Genomic DNA, 17053 nt, shown 5'->3' on the forward strand with positions numbered 1-17053 from the left:
TTCAACGATGAGATGCCGGAATGATGGGGCTGGAAATGTAGCAGAAAGCAGGATTTGAGAAAACGGCAATCTTCAGACGGAAAAGCGGTTGCAGGTTTGTTCGGGACGGATGCTTTAAGCGCAGTCTGACCAGAGGTTTAAGTGAAAAAGAAGCGATTGCCTGTCAGGAACTACTGGAGTGAGTTCTGTTTCTTTTCGAGAGTCTGAACCAGGGTTTTGAAAGCGGGGAGTGCCTGTAATTCACTGAGATCCGGATCCTTTTGCATCCACTCCACATCTTGAAATCCCACTTCGGAAGCCTTGCTCAGATGCTGGATCGCTGTATCCTGATACTCCTTGATGGTTTTCTGGACGTCAGGTGTTTTTTTCTGATCCTTCAGATTGATCAACGCCCGTCCGTAGACGCAGGCAACGTTGTAGTGAAACAGGCCATCCTCTTTGAAGTTTTCCAACTGTTCTTTGACGAACGAAATGGCTTTCTCTTCCTGGTGATTATAGACCATGCAGATCGCCAGTCCGGTAATCGCCTGCGAACTTTTATTGTCTATCTCAAAAGCCCGTTGAAAATCCTTCTGAGCTGCCTGCCAGTCCATCCGCTGTAAATTCATATGACCGCGTCCGGTATAGGCATCCAGGTAACGATCATTTTTCTGAATCATCTGATCATACGTGTGCAACGCATTTTCCCATTGCTCGGCTTCGGTATAAATCTGGGCTTTGGTGAGATAGGGCTGCATCTCACCGGGGCTGGTTTTGATCGCGGCGTCACAGGCGGCAATCGCATTCTCCAGTTGGGATAGCTGTTGATAGGTATTGGCTTTCGTCAGATAGGCATAGATCACATACCGGGGATCTCGCTTCAGGCTGTTTTCTTTTAAGATGTCATCACAAACGGCGAGAATCTGGTGATCGCGTTTGAGTTTACGGAGTACGGTATTTTTGCTGATATAGGCTTTGATCTGACCGGGATTGACCTGGATGGCCTGGTCATAGGTTTTCAGGGCTTCGTCGGGCCGTTTCAGGGAGAGCTGGAGATCGGCTTTGAAATCGTACAGATTCATATAGCGCGGGTTCGCCTGGATGGCGCCATCGTAGGCTTCCAGCGCTTTTTCGTTTTGATTGTGTTTCGAATAATGCGAAGCCAGCATCACATAAGCGAAATGATCGAGCGGCGCGATTTCAATCGCTTTGTGAAACTGCTGCAGCGCTTCTTCCGATTGTGACAGGTTGCTGTAGATCATCCCTTTCGAGACATATAACCGCGCGTGCATGCCATCGATTGCCAGTCCCTGGTCTGCGGTTTTGAGGGCTTCTTCATATTTCTGCATTGCATTCTGAACGTTGACGATACCCTGATAGGCGGGTACGAGCAGGGAATCGATGCTGAGGGCCGTCTGATACTCTTCCAGCGCTGCCTCGTATTGTTTTCGACTCTGCTCCATATCCCCCTTTTTCACGTACTGGTTAGCCGGCGAACGCGAATAAATATCATTCAGCGCATTGGCAGCGGCTCGTTTTTTCTCATCGTGTTCTCCTTCAAAACGGGCAGCCATGATGGTCTGTCGCGCCTCGGGGGTTCCTATGGAAACCAGCGATGCATAGATGTCATTCCAGGTAGAAGGCTGATCGGTTTTGCGTAAGGTTTTCTGTAATATTTTTACTGCTTCAATCGAACCGGAAGCCCGTAAGCTTTTGATGGCCCCACTCACGACCTGCAAGTCACTGTCATGCAATGCCTGCTCTACGAGTTCGAAATAGTGAGGCGAGTCGACTTTCTGCAGAGCGGACAGGATGAGCTGTTTTTCCTGGGAGTTCACCTGGGGATACACTTTAAGGAAACCGGTTTCCAAAGTCTGATCACCGATGGAAGCCAGGGTATTAATTATGGCGATCCGTGATCCGGAATCGAGTTTCAGGTTTTCCAGGTGGTGAAACAGCAGGGGGATGGCACGCGGATCTTTCAGTCGATCAAGAAATGCCAGCATGGTCTGGGTTGGTGGCGTCTGTTCCAGCTGTGAGAGTACATAATTTAATGCCAGTGTTTCACTCTGGTTGTCTTTCTGTTGAATCAGTTCCTGGAAGGCGACTTCGCGTATTTCCGGATTGGAAGACTTGAGGCCTGCCGTCAGTATTTCAATGAGTCGCGGGTGACCGTTGAGGACCAGTGCTTTGATCGCCGCTTTGCGGAGTTCCAGATTGTCGCTGGAGACGAATTCATAGATGGCATCACCCCATTGCGGACGCGGGCTTTGTGCGATAATGCCGATCATTGTTTTCTGGGAAGCCGGGGGGCTTTCCTGCAGCAGTTTCAATAGAACCTCCTGGCCCCGGGCAAACCGGGATTCTGCCAGGCTGGCAATAGCGACTTCCGACTGCGGACCGACCGTTTTCGCAACCTGGGTCAATCGTTCATAGGCACGAGGGTCTCCCAGATAACGTAAAGCGAATAAGGCTGCCTGTTGCACTAGAGGGTCCGGATCTGATGTGAGTTCCAGGATCAGCGGCAGCTCTTCACTGGTCAGCTGTCGTCCGCCACTGATGAGTGCCGCAATTTTTACTGCCGGTGGTCCTGTCCGGATCTGTTCCGCTACTTTTTCCCGTGTCAGTGCACTCATGGCACTGTCGAGTGCAGCATGAATGGCGGATGCTTCTGTCTCATGTGTGACCTGGCCTTTGTTATATCCAAGAAAAGTCACTTTTGTGTCTTTGAATATCTCTCCAGAGAGGTGCATTTCCGAGATCATGTTGGGAAAGGCGGGGAAGGGAGAGTTCACCATGGCATTCACCCCCACCTGATTCGCAGCGCGGGAGAGCCAGGTTTTGAGGGAGGAGTCGATCTGTGTATCTGCATCCGGAAAATGCAGGACGAAGCGTTTGATATTCCGGGTCGTCAGCTGATCTACTGCCTGGATCAGGCTTCCAATATTGATCGAATTCAACTCACCAGTCACTGTCAGTTCTGCCAGACACTGGCTGGGGCCCAGTAATTTAACCGCATAATTCAGTTTACCAAGTTCGAAGCGGTTCACATTCAGCGTCAGAACTTGATCATTGACCGAGACCTGGAAATCAATTTCCGGTATGCGGGGCGCCGGGGGTAAGTCAGTGAGTATAATCCACAGACTGTCCTGCTGTCCGGCCGGTATGATGACTTCGTCGCGGAAATTTAAACTATTGAGTCGCAGGGTGCGTTTTCCCAACTGGACAGTCTGGTAATTCAGATTGGAAGGCAAAGTCCGGGTGGGAACCTGCTGGCCATCTACCTCAGCTTTAATCTGGCTGCGGCTCAGTTTCAGGGGCTGCGCGCTCTGATTAATCAAAACCAGTCGAGTCAGGAAAAACTGCATCCCATCAGCCGCGTTCTGTTGAGCCACGCCCCTGATGGAATCCTCAAGTACAATGAAGGCATCGGACTGCGCTGTCACGGCAGGCTGATGTGCAGACGGCTTGTTGCCAGCCTTGAGGCGGGCTTCAATGTCCTTAAGCAGTTGCAGACTCTGGGTGCTGGTCTGAGGACTTTCGGAAGAGGTCTGCTGTGTTGTTTTTCGCTGAGCTTCCGCCTGGGAGTAGGCCTGGGCGGGAAGCAGGGTGAAGAGTGTCAGACACGCCAGCAGACAGATTCGAATTGTCATCCCGTTTCTCCCGACATTCAATCAGACAAGTACTTTTCCGGCCCGGATTTCAATCCAGGTTTTGATTTCCGATTCCGGTGGCAGCACCCGGAGACCGGTTTCTACATCAGCGCTGAGCAGATTGATGGCATTTGTCACACACGTGTATGGCTCCAGGCAGACGCAATCTCGGTCAGGCGGGGTAAAGACAACCAGTTCAGAGAAAATGGCATCATAGTCCTGGGTGACGACGAGCCCCGCTTTTTCATCCATGATCAGGCATTCGTACTGGTCGGTTTCTTCAGGCATGCCGGTGAGGATATCATCTGCCTGCAACTGATCCAGCCAGATCCCTTCGCGCAGGTCATGTGATTTTCCGATCGACTTTTTCACACCGACGGGAACACAGTTTTCCAGCACCCATTCTTCACTGGCCGGGGCTTCCACCAGGCAATGTTTCTTTTCGCTGTTTTGAGAGAGGGGAACTTTAAAGTAAGGATGTGTACCCAGCCCCCAGGGAATCGAAGTTGTACCCGGATTTCCCACGCGGATTTCCGCTCGTAACGCGGTCCCTTTGACTTCATAACGGACTTCAATGAAGATATCGCCGGGCCAGTATTGCAGCCGGTGTTTCCCGTCAATACTCAATTGAAACTGGCCTGTCACAGAAGACTCTTCCTGCGAAATGACCCGCCAGGGCAGGTCCAGGCAGAAGCCGTGAATCGCGTTGCCGGTTTTGTCGTAGTAGGTTTTGTCAGCAGGGAGTTCGTATGTGACACCATCCCACTGAAACTGCCCATGGGCGATGCGGTTCGGGAAGGGGAACAGAATGGGAATCCCCCCACTGCTGGGACGCTGATTCCCTGACGCGAAATCAGGATGCGCGTCGATGACATCGACCGGCTGACCATCTACCATTGCCTGGAATTCAAAGCAGTTGAAACCCAGTTCGGGCAGAATTTTAGCGAAGGAGCCAGTCTCCGGATCTTTAATCTGAATGGGCGTCATGCGAGGGGATACTTTTCATCAGTGGGATTAACAGGTCGGTCTAGAGTTCAGTCAGCAGTATTCTTCAGTTCCACTCGGGGTGTGCCGTCTCTTGAGGCAGAAAACGTCGTTCCGCCATGGCACGTTCCAGCAGGGTGTCCCAGATATCATAAGGGTCGATTTCAAAGATGTCTTCCGTCATGGCCGGGGTATAGAGCCAGTCCATCCGATTTATTTCGGATTCCAGCTGCAAAGGTGCCCAGCCGGCACAACCGAAAAAGATCCGAAAATCCAGATTCGGATCGCCTTCGGAGATGCGCCAGATCACCTGTTCGAAGATCTCAGGGCTGCTGCCCATGAATAAATCCGGGACGATCGCCTCGGTTGGTTTTTCAAGATCCCCGGCGTTATGCAGGGCAAACATACCGTTCGGCTCGACAGGCCCGCCCATAAATACCATGTCTTCCAGTTTGGGCATGTCAAAATAGCGGGATAACGCATTTGTAATCGAAAAGGAAGAAGGGCGATTGACAATCAGACCGGTCGCTCCCAGTTCGTTATGTTCTACAATCAGCACAACGGATCGATAAAAATTGAGATCATTCAGCTTTCGGGACGCGATTAAAAAATGCCCCTTCAAAGATTTCAGCATAAAGCGAATCACTCTCCTTTGGTTTGTCGTTCCAGGAATAAAAAAAGGAATAACTGCACAAAAAGTATTATATCTGGACAAAAGCCGAAAAAACAGAGTTAGATTTTCAGAACCGAAGCGCCCTTCCTGTAAGGCTTATCATGGGGATTTTACGGATCAGTTCAATTCCGAGGTAGCTCTCTTTTCTGGAGACCAAAATATTCAATTTTCAGTATTTCAAGTTGAACGGATGTTGGCTATTCTGGTAGGTGATGTCCACTGGCGGATTTTCAAATAAATCATAAGCGTTCCGATCCTCATTTTATTACATGGGCCAGTTACAATGAAGACGACAAAAACACAATTTGCTGTATTGTGGGCAATGCTATGTTCATTGATATTCTCACAACCGGTATCAGCAGAAGAGAGCTACGAACGTTTTGCCGTGCGTAGTTGGACTTATCGCGATGGAACTGAGGCGACCGGGAAGCTGATTACTGTAACTGGTCCGACCGCCACTCTCAGCCTGGATGGTCAGGGAACGGTGCGTGTTCCACTGGAAAAATTAAGTGTTAAAGATCTGAACTGGATCTACGAATATCACAAGCGAAAAAAACTGTTAAGTTTTCTGCCACCGGAATATCGAAAACCACAAACAGAAGTGGTGACGAAGGAGGAGCCCGACAGTTCTCCGACTGCGAAACCGGCGCCTGCACAACCTGACTCCGAACCGTCTCCGACGAAGTCCGCAGCAGAAACGATGCCGGCGGAGACAGAACAAAACGTTGCTGAAAAAGAATCATATAAACCATTTACACTCCGCGAATTCGTGTTGAAAGACGGAACCCGCTATTCCGCCAAACTGCTTTCGGTGAGCCCACAAGGAAAAGTCACACTGCTGAAGGATGGCGGCGGTTCTATCCAGGTGGCGTTGGATGATCTCATTGAAAAAGACGTGGAATGGATCATCAGGTATCACAGCCACAATAATCTGGTTTCTCTGCTTCCTGAAGATTTGAAAGCCAAAGCAGCTGAACTGGGAGCGAAAACCGAGCCTGCAGATGTTCCCGCCAAAATGGAAGCGGGCTCTGAAATGAAGGATACCACCGGATTGGCGAAAGCCGACGAGGATGCGGACATCGAAAAAGCAGATACGGAAATTGATCCCAAACTGGTTGCCGCTTTGAATGACTATCGTGTCTGGACGGACAAGCAGGGGCAGAAGTCAGAAGTGAAGTTTACCCGGGTCAATGGTCGTGAAGTGATTTTCGTAGGCAAACTGACAGGGTTTATTAATGTCCATATTGGAAAGCTGATCCCCGAAGATCTGCAACTGCTGCGGGATGCTTTGAAAATGCATGGTCGATTTGATGAAATTCCACTGGCCTATCGTGAGGATCCCGATCCCAATCTGTCACCCACCCGGTTGAAACAGTTCATGCAGCTCAATTTTCAACGTAAGTGGACCGATTTGACCGGCAATTCGGTCGCTGCCTCTTATGTTAAAATGGAAGATGGAAATGTCACCCTGTTGATCACAAAAACCGGAATGGTTCAGGAATTTCCCTATCAGAATTTCAGTGCTGAAGATCAGATCTATGTACAGGAACGTCTGGGCAAAGAAATTCCGGGAAACTTCTTTCCTGAAGTGACTGAGGTGACACTCACCCCGGAGGAACGGGAAAAAGGGTTTTACGTATTTACCGATTTAAATCAGCGAAAGCTGAAAGGAAAGTTTGTTCGCCTGGCTTATGGTGAATCAGTGGCTGTCCTGAATACCGGTAAGAAAGAAGAGCTGTTCATTACCGAATTCTTCAGTGCCCCTGATATGAGCCTGATCAAGCCGCACAGGCAGAAACAGACCGATCAACTGGCCATGAACGGGGGGGGGAATCCAGGGTTTCCCGGACAGATGGGAATGCGCGGCGGCAATCCGTTTCCAAATAATTTCCCAGGCGGTGACCCTGGTATGAATATGCCTGCAGAACCTTCTGGAATGAACACTCCAGGCATGCCTGTCATGAAATATGATCTTCGGTGCAGTTTCTGCGATAAAACACATGTTTCAGAATCACCATTTATGAAACAGTGCCCCCACTGCGGGGGTAAATCAGGCGAAATGATTTACAAGTGCGGCAAGTGTGGTCAGAAATTCCGATCACCGGGAGGCGGGCTTACCGCGCCTTGTCCCCATTGTAACCAGGGCAGGCAGCAGCAGGTTGCCGCCAACAATAACAGGAGCCCCTTCCCAGCTTCATCCAGCAACGGATGGTCAAACAATTCCGATTCCAGTAATGAGGAGGCGGGTTCCTCAGCTCGGTCTGGCGGTTCTGCTTATCGCTCGGGACGCGCGATGGGCAAAGTATTTGCCTGGATTCTGATGTTTGTCGGCTTCATCGCCGGTGCCATGAAACTGCGAGGTTAAAATAAAAACGCGGGTAGATCATAAAAGATTTACCCGCGTTTTTTTATCTGGTTTTAGATGCTTCGTAGCGAAAATCAGGGTCGTTCATTCAAAACAGGCAGCTGTTTTGAGGTCTGCATCTGTTGTGCTTCATCGGGAGCGACATAGTCACTATGACAGGATGCTTTATCCTGTTCGCCCGTCATTTCCTTTTTGACCTTTGATGCCAGCTTGTGAATCTCGTCCGGGCTGAGTACGCCGCGCTTCTCCAGAATTTCCTGTTGCTCGGCTGTCAGCGGCAGAGATTTTTTCGCTTTGTCCCAGGCATAGTCTTCTGATTTACCTGACATGAATTCCTGAATTTCCTTGGAGATGCGAACGCTACACCAGTCATGTCCACACATCGCACAGAAGTCGGTATCCACATCCAGGTCTTCGTCATGTAAAGCCCGTGCGGTATCAGGGTCAAAGCTCAGCTCGAAATGTTTTTCCCAGTTGAGGGCAGCCCGGGCTTCGGTAAGATCATCGTCCCGGTCCCGGGTTCCAGGGATGCCCAACGCCACATCAGCTGCGTGGGCGGCGATCTTGTAGGCGATACAGCCCTGCTTGACGTCGTCTTTCTTAGGCAGACCCAGGTGCTCTTTCGGAGTCACGTAGCAGAGCATGCTCGCACCATGGTAGCCGGCTGCGGTGGCGCCGATACAGCTGGTGATATGGTCGTAGCCGGGGAAGATGTCTGTGACCAAGGGACCCAGCACATAAAAAGGAGCTCCGTGACAGAGAGTCCTCTGAAGTTTCATGTTGAATTCGATCTGGTCGAAGGAAATATGCCCGGGTCCTTCGATCATGACCTGCACCCCTTTTTTCCAGGCACGTTCGGTCAATTCACCCAGGACACACAGTTCTGCCAGCTGTGCACGGTCTGAGCCATCTGCCAGTCCGCCCGGACGCAAGCCGTCACCGATCGAGAAACTGACATCGTATTCCCGCATGATTTCGCAGATTTCATCCCAGAGTTCATACATAGGGTTCTGCTGTTTGTTGTGGAGCATCCATTTTGCCAGCAGTGAACCGCCGCGGCTGACAATTCCAATCAGACGCTGGGCAACAAGTGAGAGGTGTTCCTGCAGCACGCCGGCGTGAATCGTGAAATAGTCGACACCCTGTTTGGCCTGATGTCGGAGCATCTGCAGAATGCTGGCATGATCCAGGTCTTCCAGTCGACGGGCAATGATCATGGAATAAATGGGAACCGTACCAATGGGAACCGAGCTGTTCTGGATAATCGCCTGTCGACAGCCGTCGATATCGCCACCGGTGGAAAGGTCCATCACGGTGTCGGCACCCCACTGTTGTGCCCATTTGAGCTTTTCGATTTCTTCATCCGTACCCGAGGACACAGGTGAAGCACCCATGTTCGCATTGACTTTGGTCTTGGAGGCCCGACCGATGGCCATGGGATCGAGTTGATATCCCAAATGCACTTTGTTGGCAGGGATAATCATCCGGCCGGAAGCAATTTCGTCTCGAATCTGTTCGGCGAGCAGATGGGGTTCCCGCTCGGCGACCCGTTCCATTTCCGGTGTGACTGTTCCACAGCGGGCAAATTCCAGTTGCGTGACAGGCAGAAAGTCAGCCGGGGGCGTCCAGGCATCCGCGGTTTCATAATTTTCTTCAAAACCCGGTTTCAGTTCCCAGCCTGCGGGCATGAAATCCCAGGCCGTTTTTTCTGAGGGGGCGGGCATGCCCGGTGTGTCGGGAGATGAGAACGTTAACGCTCCTTTTGCTCCGGGAGCAATCTGTGGCGGATTTGCGAAACTCCCCGGATTGGTCTGATTCGGACGTGTCGAGGGGTTTCCACCAATGGGTGGCAGTGAGTACAGCAAGTCGTTCGCAGAGGAGGAGTTTGTCATGTGTAAAAGCATCCTTATTAAGTGTGATGCGGTGAATCGAGTCGATTTGTCGCCGGGTTGTGTTTTAAAGCATCCGGATTCAGGAAGTATCTCTTAGGACTGCGATAGCACCCGGATGAGAATTCTTGTCTCTATAGTAGTGACCTGAGTGCTTTTTTCAAACTCATTAGATGCTTACTCTCTGTGGTTTCCCATTGAATGTCCCATTGGTTATGATCTGCACATCATTAAAAAAGCAGTGACAGGCTACCTCTTTGTGACAAAAAAGAGGGAATTGAAAATATTCTGAATCGATCAGGTTAAGGGAAACCATGCAGTACGATGTTTATGGCGTAGGTAACGCATTAGTTGATATTCAGGCACGCGTCTCCGATGCCACACTCCAGAAACTCGGTTTTGCCAAGGGGATCATGACCCTGGTGGATGAAGATATCCAGCAAAAGGTTCTCGGGGAACTGGATGGTGCCCCGATTTCCCAATGTGCCGGCGGTTCAGCCGCCAATACGATTCTCGGAATTGCAGATTTCGGTGGCAAGGCGGCCTACGCAGGTAAAGTGGGCAGCGACATGCTGGGAGAATTCGACCTCGCAGACATGCGAAAGCTGGGAGTCACAATTGAAGTACCTCCTGCAGCCGAGGGACAGACGGGCACCTGTGTGGTCCTTATTACTGACGATGCCCAACGGACGATGCTCACGAATCTGGGCGTCTCAGCCACGTTGAGCGTGGATGATATCAATGAAGAACATATCAAACAGTCAAAATATGTGTACGTCGAAGGCTATCTGTTTACCGGAGAAACACAGAAACGCGCCGCCTACCACGCGATTGAGCTGGCCAAAAAGCATGGTGTCAAAGTGGCATTTACCGTTTCCGATCCCTTTCTGATCAACCTGTTCCGGGATGAATTTCAGGAGTTGATCGAAGGCCCCGTGGATTTGCTGTTCTGTAATCTGGAAGAAGCCCGCAGCCTGACTGGCAAACACGATGCCGTTGATTGTGCGCAGGTGATCCACAACCATGTCCCCAATCTGGCATTAACGCTCGGCGGCGATGGTTCGATTTTGATGCACGAAGGGCGCGTCATTCCCATTGAGGGTGTGGAAGTGAAAGCCGTCGATACCACAGGTGCCGGTGACATGTACGCTGCCGGGATCCTGTACGGAATCACCAACTGTTTGAGCTGGCATCAGGCGGGCCATCTGGCTTCGCATGCCGCTGCCCGGATCGTCTCGCAACTGGGCGCCCGCTTGAAAAAGCCGTTTACTCAGGATGAAATTCAGGAACTGTTAAACTGAAATGAAGCACAGCAATTACCCCCTCTTCGTACGACGCGACCTGGACGGTTTTTTCGCTTTAATGATCGATAACCTGGTCCAGCTTCTGCTCATCGTTGCCTTGTGCGGCTTATGTGGTATCTCTGCTGACTCCGATTTGTTGCTGCAATATATTCTACCTGGGGCTGCTTTAAGTATTCTGTTCGGGAATGTTTTTTACGCGTGGCAGGCGCATCAACTTGCGAAACGTGAAAATCGCAGCGATGTCTGTGCACTGCCTTACGGCATCAACACGCCTTCACTGCTGGTGTATATCTTTTTTGTGATGGTGCCCGTCTACCAGCGGACCAACAGTGCGGAAGCCGCCTGGCAGATGGGACTGCTGGCCTGCTTTGGCAGCGGCGTGATTGAGTTCGCGGGTGCCTTCATTGCCGATCGGGTTCGCCGGGTTACACCACGCGCGGCACTGCTCTCGACACTCGCAGGGATTGCGATCGGCTTTATCTCGATGACATTTGTCCTGAAGATTTATCAACGCCCGATGATCGCAATGCTGCCGGCTGCGGTTGTGTTGTTGACACTGTTTTCACATAAGAAGCTGCCTGTTCCGATTCCCGGCGGATTGCTGGCCATTATCGTCGGGACCATCTGTGCCTGGGTTTTACCGGAAGTGATTCCGCAACTGCTGCAGGGATCGCCCATGAGTGCCGATGCGATCAAAACCGCCTGGGGACAAGCGGGCTGGTATCCTCCCCACTTCGCAGGGGGTGCCTTATGGGAGCTGTTGAAACAACCCGGCGAATGGGTCGGGTACATGTCGGTTATTTTCCCGATGGGACTCTTCAATGTGATCGGCAGTATGCAGAATATTGAATCCGCCGAAGCAGCCGGCGACAGCTATCCTGCGAAACCGGCGATGATGGCCAATGGAGTGGGAACGATAATGGCTTCGTTACTGGGCAGCTGCTTTCCCACAACCATTTATATTGGACATCCGGGCTGGAAAGAAATGGGGTCGCGGGCCGGGTATTCCACACTGAATGGAATCTTTTTTATGCTGATCTGCCTGACTGGAACCACGGGGGTCATCAGCAAGATCATTCCCCTGGAAGCAGGCGTGGCCATTGTGCTCTGGATCGGGATGGTAATTACCGCGCAGGCCTTTACCGCTTCTCCGGGCAGACATGCCCCTGCGGTGGCGCTGGGCTTATTCCCGGCAATCGCTGCCTGGGGCGCGACGATCATGCAGGGCACGCTGCTGGTGGGTGGGGGTAAAACCCTGCAGGATGTTTTATCGACGAATCTGTTTACCGAGGTGAATGGCTTTCTGGTGCACGGCCTGGTCGTGATGGAGCGGGGCTTTATTTTTACCTGCATGATTCTGGCGGCGATCTGTGCCTGTCTGATTGACGGGAAATATCGCGCAGCGGCACTCTGGTCTGGAATCGCTGCTCTGTTCGCTTTTCTGGGACTGACAAGTGCCTATGAAGTCATTAATAACGACATTCATTTCCGCCTGGCATTTACCGCCGACAATGTGGACGGATTCACATTTCATGCGACGGGCGTCGGGATCGGCTATTTGTTATTCGCTGCCACATTTCTGATACTGGGTGGCTGCAAAGACGAACCAGCGTCTCAGAAAGCCGAAGAACCAGATCCGAAACCGGATGTCAGCCACTGAATCCTGTGGTTACTGTTTCGTCGGCGCTTCATAAATCCGCACGTTACGAAACTGACTTTCCGCCCGGGCGATCACATCTTCATCTGCCAGAAAGTGCAGATAGCGCTGTTTACCAGTCAGATAACGGCCCACACGAATGCGGAATCGTTTCCAGTCAGTTCCCGAATAAGTATTGAACTGCTGGCCGATGCCGGGACGAACTTCATAGCCGAAGATCTGGAACACATAATTATCTTTGTCATAGTGATCGTCCGAATCGAAGCCGAAGCCGTGAATCTGGCCTTCATGGGAAGAACGGAAATCAAATTCAATGACGGTGTTCGGCGTGATCTCTTTATTGATCTCCACCTTTTTCCAGGCATTCCCCCACAGGCGAATTCCTTTGCCCTGTTCGATTACCTGGTAGTCAGTGGGCAATTCGTATTGACCATCCTGAAAGCTGTAAGGCTGAATCTGTTGTGCGGCGAAATCGAGGGCGGGGATATCACCCGGCGGATCCGCGACAGCAAACTGATCCCGCGTGGGGAATTGACTCTGGTCGGCCAACTGCCGAGTGACTTCCTGGCCAGCGCTGTCAAACAGAATCGCCTGTCCTGCGGAAACGACCAGTTCGTCTGTGGTTTCCGGTGTCTGATCCTGTTTCATATTGGAGTCTGGTTTTTCCTGGGAATGCGTAATCGAGACGCTGCCTGAAAACACGTGAAGTTCTGTCTGTTCATCGTCATTGACAGACAGCCCGAAGCTGGCAGATTCAGAGAGGAGTGTCAGCTTTGCGGTTGTCAGTGTGAATTCATGATCGCGCGCACTGCCGACGACGGCCAGCCGCCCCGTTTTCAGATACGCGCGGTTATCGGAATTGATTCCGAGTTCCGCCGGGCCTTCCAGCGCGATGGTTGTTCCACTTAAAAAGTCAATCAGTGCGCGTCCCGACTTGAGTTTCAGCCAGCCGGGAACCAGTGGTTTGCTCACATCCTGAGTCCACTCGGTCCGTTCCCAGACCGGTTGATGTTCTTCGATAATCATGGCCGCAGGTACGCCATCACTGGAGTCGAGGCGTGTCACAGCGCGGGCCGGTGTGCTGTCCATCAGCAGCAGGACGGTGAGAAACAGGCAGGCCACGACGGTCGTCGCGAGTGCATAGCGCATCATGGTTAACTGCTTGCGTGCTGATACCACGCCAGGGTCGACAGCGGGAGCGACTGTGTCGCGCTCAGGAGTCAGACAGAAGAGTTCGGGGAGAGGCTCGGTCTGGCCCTGTTCCCATTGCAGGAGGGAATCGGTATTCATCATTTCCAGATAAAGTTCGCGGGCCGCTTCATCGGTTTCCAGCCGTTTCAGGAAACGCTGGTTTTCCTCATCCGTCAAAATGCCATCCAGAAAGGCGGAGATGATTTCCTGAGTATTGTTCTGTGTTTCTTCAGGATTTGGCTTCTGGCTCATGACTTATATTTCTCCCTGCTCACCGGCAAGTGTTTTCTGAACGCACTCTTGTAATAACTGTCGAATACGGTAAAGCGTCTGTGACACGGCACCGACAGAACGCCCCTGCGCCTCCGCGATTGATTGTACCGAGCCACCCGAGGCATACCGCAGTTGAATCAGGTTACGGCTCTGTTCCGGCAGTTTGGAAACGCAACGTGCAAGTACCCGCTGCAGATCCTGGGCGCCTGCCAGTTTTTCTTCATTCTGTTTCGCCAGCATTTCTACCAGCTCTACATTAAACACCATCGAATCACGTTTATTATCGCGATAATAGGCCAGAACCTGAAAGTAGGCGACTTTGCAGGCCCAGGCGACAAAATTGCTGCCTGCTTCAAATTCTTCTGAACGACGCCACAGTACGAGATTCGTTTCCTGCAGAACATCCTGAACCGCCTGGGAGTCAGGCAGCAGTGAACGAATATAAGCATAAAGCTTGCTCTGGTGGGCAGTTAGAAGTTGAACAAAATTTTCAAGCTCTGCGGGTTTCAAGACGACGCCGATCCTTACGGTCCCCACTGCCGACCAGTCGACAGCGTAATGATTCTCTACAGTAATATACCAGAAAATCCGAAATCTCACAGAATCAGATTTTTCCTGACAAAAAAACATAAATCGATGAATCTCGATATGATTTCACGTGAGATCGGACAGCCGTTCGGTATATTTTAAGAGACCAGGGTTTTCGCTGATGTGACATTCTCGCGTACACTATTGGTTGTCGGGTCAGGAATACCTGTATTTCGCTAAACACGCCTGCTGTGAACTTTTTTTCCAGAATCAGATAACGGAATGGCCTGCTGTGAACCAGAACCAAGTGACTCAATGTGTTCATTCTTTTTTGCTGGCGGCATTTGCTCTGTTTTTCTTGCAGAACCTTTCATCAGCAGATCAACGACCGTCAGAAATCGAGGCGGAAAAACCGAAAGCTTCTATCAGTTACCGGGATTTAATTCTCTCACATAAACCCGCGGCTTTTTGGGACTTTCAACAACGCGATCACGATGGTTTCAGGAGTCTGGTTCAAAAACAACCAGTTCCCGCTCTGATCCGTGGCAGTCTGGACGATGCTGCCGCCGGACCTCGTCCCGCGGAATTTCCTTTGTTTACCGCCAATAATCAGGCCGCCGCTTTCGAGCCTGGTCAAGGATTTTTACGGGTCGTGGATCCAGGTGAAAAGAGCGATCTCGATTTCGCCGCCGGGGACGCCATTACTCTGGAGGCGTGGATCAATCCGAAATCCACGAAGTCCGGACAATATTACTACATCATCGGGAAAGGCCGTACAAATCGCAAAGGAGTTGCCCGGGACAATCAGAATTACAGTTTGAGGCTGACCGGCTCGGAAATCAGTTTTCTGTTTTGTACTCAGCCGGAAAAGAAAGGCGAGAAACCCACCTACCACCGCTGGACTTCTTCGGGAGGGGGAATCAGTACCCATAGCTGGCATCATGTGGCTGTCACTTATCTCTTCGGAAAAAAGAACAGCCTGAAAGCATACATTGATGGACACGCTGTTTCCGGAAAATGGGATGCAGGCGGTGATACCGCGCGGGCGCCTGTCGTCGACAATGATGAAGTCTGGATTGGCTCCTCGATGGGCGGGGCCGCAAGCAGTTCCTTTAACGGGCAACTCGATGAAGTGGCCGTGTATCGAAGTGCATTGACTGCCGACCAGGTGGCTTCCCACTTTCAACATGTTCTCCCCGGCCCACAGATTGACTGGACCATGATTCCCGCGAATCGTGTCCAGGTTGATATTCTGGAAGGGATTCCCAATCAGAAGTCCTGGTCTTTTCGTCCTCCGCGTCTGGCAGCATCATTTACACAACCGCATTTCGCGCTCATCGAAATTCCCAACCGCTATTCATCGCGAGGTATCAAAGTCGATCGACCTGATCCGTTTCTGGTCCGCGCCCTGTCACATGTGGTGATTCCCAAGGGTAAAAAGCGAATCCTGGTTCGAGCCCGCAATGCCTCGCGATTGTATATCGATGAAAAACTGGTGGCTGAGACCGGTTTCCATAATATTTCCAGTTCGGCTCACGGACACGTCTACGAGGTGGATCGCAGCCTGTCTCCTGATATCCGACCGCTGCATCGCGGTGACCAGGAACAGGTCATCGAATTTATCGGCGACGGGAAACCGCATCGTGTTCGCTTCGAAATGATCGTCGGCGGGTTTCGGCATCGCCCTGATTTTGGTGAGACCGGCGTATTTATCGGCGAGCCGGAAGGTGATTTTCAGCTGCTGACACCCGGCGATGAAACCATCATGTTGACAGATGCAGACTGGCTGCCTTTCGAACGCGAATATCGTTACAGCCTGATCGCAGTCAATGCAGAACGCCGTCGTGCCGCATCAGAGAAAGAAGATCAGTACTGGGAATCGCGGCATCAGATCGCGAAAACAGAAGTTCTCAAGCAGTCTCCAGTCAAAGTTCCTGCTGCAGTGAAAGGGCTCCGTGCGAATAATGCCATCGATCACTTTATCAATCAGCGACTGGCAAAAGAGAAAGTGGCACAGTCAGCGGAGTTGAATGATCTGGCATTCCTGCGTCGGCTCTCACTCGATACTGTGGGCACCGTTCCAACCCCCGCTTTGATTCAAGAGTACCTGAAGCAGGGGCCGCAGACCCGCCGTTCCTTTGCGATACAGCGTCTGCTCAATGATCCCGGCTGGGCAGACAACTGGGTGGGTTACTGGCAGGATGTGCTGGCGGAAAACCCGAATATTTTGAATCCCACATTGAATAACACCGGCCCTTTCCGCTGGTGGATTCATGAATCATTCTATGACAATAAACCTTTCGACCGGTTTCTGACCGAGCTGGTCATGATGGAGGGCAGTAAATATTTCGGCGGTCCGGCGGGTTTTGAAATGGCGTCACAAAACGATGCCCCGATGGCGGCCAAAGCCCATATCATCGGCCAGGCCTTTCTGGGACTGAACATGCAGTGTGCCCGCTGTCATGATGCGCCGTTCCATGATTTTAAGCAGCGCGACCTGTTCAGCCTGGCGGCGATGCTCAAGCGTTCTGCGCAAGGGGTTCCCAAAACCAGTTCC

Annotated in this window: 10 protein-coding genes; 4 read left to right on the plus strand and 6 right to left on the minus strand. The window is 51.5% G+C overall.

All coding sequences use genetic code 11. The annotated features are described in order from the left end of the window. Positions 1 to 170: 170 nt before the first annotated feature. The 3 genes from AACZ40_RS12145 to AACZ40_RS12155 all read right to left on the minus strand — a co-directional run bounded on the left by AACZ40_RS12145 (position 171) and on the right by AACZ40_RS12155 (position 5250). Entirely contained in the window at positions 171 to 3632 is a 3462-nt protein-coding gene (locus AACZ40_RS12145) for a HEAT repeat domain-containing protein (RefSeq protein WP_291168331.1), read from the minus strand. 21 nt (positions 3633 to 3653) lie between these two features. Continuing rightward, a complete protein-coding gene (locus AACZ40_RS12150) occupies positions 3654 to 4619 on the minus strand; it encodes an aldose 1-epimerase (RefSeq protein ID WP_291168329.1) in 966 nt (321 codons plus the stop codon). Positions 4620 to 4683: 64 nt separating this feature from the next. Then, entirely contained in the window at positions 4684 to 5250 is a 567-nt protein-coding gene (locus AACZ40_RS12155) for a YqgE/AlgH family protein (protein ID WP_291168328.1), read from the minus strand. A gap of 373 nt (positions 5251 to 5623) precedes the next feature. Here AACZ40_RS12155 and AACZ40_RS12160 point away from each other — a divergent pair, with 373 nt between their 5' ends. After that, complete coding sequence (locus AACZ40_RS12160) at positions 5624 to 7654, plus strand: hypothetical protein (protein WP_339674540.1); 2031 nt, start codon at positions 5624 to 5626, stop codon at positions 7652 to 7654. A gap of 74 nt (positions 7655 to 7728) precedes the next feature. Here the strand turns inward: AACZ40_RS12160 and thiC are convergent, their stop codons facing one another. After that, positions 7729 to 9546: a phosphomethylpyrimidine synthase ThiC gene (gene thiC, locus AACZ40_RS12165; RefSeq protein WP_291168324.1), complete on the minus strand. Its 1818-nt coding sequence runs from the start codon at positions 9544 to 9546 to the stop codon at positions 7729 to 7731. A gap of 311 nt (positions 9547 to 9857) precedes the next feature. Between thiC and AACZ40_RS12170 the strand changes: the two genes are divergently transcribed. Both AACZ40_RS12170 and AACZ40_RS12175 read left to right on the plus strand, forming a co-directional pair. Continuing rightward, complete coding sequence (locus tag AACZ40_RS12170; protein WP_339674542.1) at positions 9858 to 10844, plus strand: adenosine kinase; 987 nt, start codon at positions 9858 to 9860, stop codon at positions 10842 to 10844. Position 10845: 1 nt separating this feature from the next. Further along, positions 10846 to 12507 carry an NCS2 family permease gene (locus AACZ40_RS12175; RefSeq protein ID WP_291168320.1) on the plus strand — a complete coding sequence of 554 codons (1662 nt, stop codon included), beginning with the start codon at positions 10846 to 10848 and terminating at the stop codon, positions 12505 to 12507. 9 nt (positions 12508 to 12516) lie between these two features. Here the strand turns inward: AACZ40_RS12175 and AACZ40_RS12180 are convergent, their stop codons facing one another. Beyond that, the gene (locus AACZ40_RS12180) at positions 12517 to 13947 is read right to left on the minus strand and encodes a hypothetical protein (RefSeq protein WP_291168318.1); all 1431 of its coding nucleotides are present in this window, start codon (positions 13945 to 13947) and stop codon (positions 12517 to 12519) included. Positions 13948 to 13950: 3 nt separating this feature from the next. Continuing rightward, positions 13951 to 14568 carry a sigma-70 family RNA polymerase sigma factor gene (locus tag AACZ40_RS12185; RefSeq protein ID WP_291168316.1) on the minus strand — a complete coding sequence of 206 codons (618 nt, stop codon included), beginning with the start codon at positions 14566 to 14568 and terminating at the stop codon, positions 13951 to 13953. 220 nt (positions 14569 to 14788) lie between these two features. Between AACZ40_RS12185 and AACZ40_RS12190 the strand changes: the two genes are divergently transcribed. Then, on the plus strand, positions 14789 to 17053 hold a 2265-nt coding region (locus tag AACZ40_RS12190), incomplete at its 3' end, for a DUF1549 domain-containing protein (protein WP_339674544.1).

This window comes from uncultured Gimesia sp. (assembly GCF_963972345.1).
In the GTDB taxonomy this organism is placed as follows: domain Bacteria; phylum Planctomycetota; class Planctomycetia; order Planctomycetales; family Planctomycetaceae; genus Gimesia.